This is a genomic window from Enterobacter sp. C6, assembly GCF_008122455.1.
Classification (GTDB): Bacteria; Pseudomonadota; Gammaproteobacteria; order Enterobacterales; family Enterobacteriaceae; genus Enterobacter; species Enterobacter pseudoroggenkampii.
The window spans coordinates 1-503 of the sequence record NZ_QPFW01000019.1 but is presented as its reverse complement, the minus strand read 5'-3'; the positions used below and the strand labels follow the sequence as shown (position 1 = coordinate 503).

Here is a 503-nt window from a genome sequence, read left to right as displayed (position 1 = left end):
GCGCTCGCCCCATACCGACCACCGCCTCAGCCGGCCAGTCAAATCCGAGCTGCGTGTTCTGGCGCATCACCGCCCGGTAGCGGGAGAGCCTGTCCGGCTGCCAGGCCGCAAGCGGTGTGCCCGCCAGGCTGCACCGTCCGCCCGCAGGTTTAAGGTAGCCGGTCAGCAGCCGCAATAGCGTCGATTTTCCGGCGCCGTTGGGGCCAATCAGCGCCACCAGCTCGCCCTGAGATAAGGTCAGCGACACGTCGTTAATCAGCGTGCGTTGTCCGGCGCGAAAAACAAGGTTTTCTGCACAGTAGCGCTCAGCCATGCGCACCTCCGCGACGAAAGATAAGCCACAGGAACCACGGCGCGCCGAGAAGGCTGGTCAATAAGCCAACCGGCATTTCCGCCGGGGCGACGAGGCTGCGCGCCAGCGTATCGGCCACCAGCAGGAGTAGCGCACCGGCCAGCACCGAGCCGGGGAGCACGGCCCGATGGTCGGCCCCCAGCCACATGCG

Annotated in this window: 2 protein-coding genes; both read right to left on the bottom strand. The window is 66.8% G+C overall.

Features of this window, described 5'->3' with window-relative positions; genetic code table 11:
• Window positions 1-313, bottom strand: a 313-nt coding sequence (locus DOU50_RS00120) for an ATP-binding cassette domain-containing protein (RefSeq protein WP_148768446.1), incomplete at its 3' end; no start/stop codon positions are given.
• Window positions 306-503, bottom strand: a 198-nt coding sequence (locus DOU50_RS00115; RefSeq protein ID WP_148768445.1) for an iron chelate uptake ABC transporter family permease subunit, incomplete at its 5' end; no start/stop codon positions are given. The genes DOU50_RS00120 and DOU50_RS00115, both read right to left, overlap by 8 nt.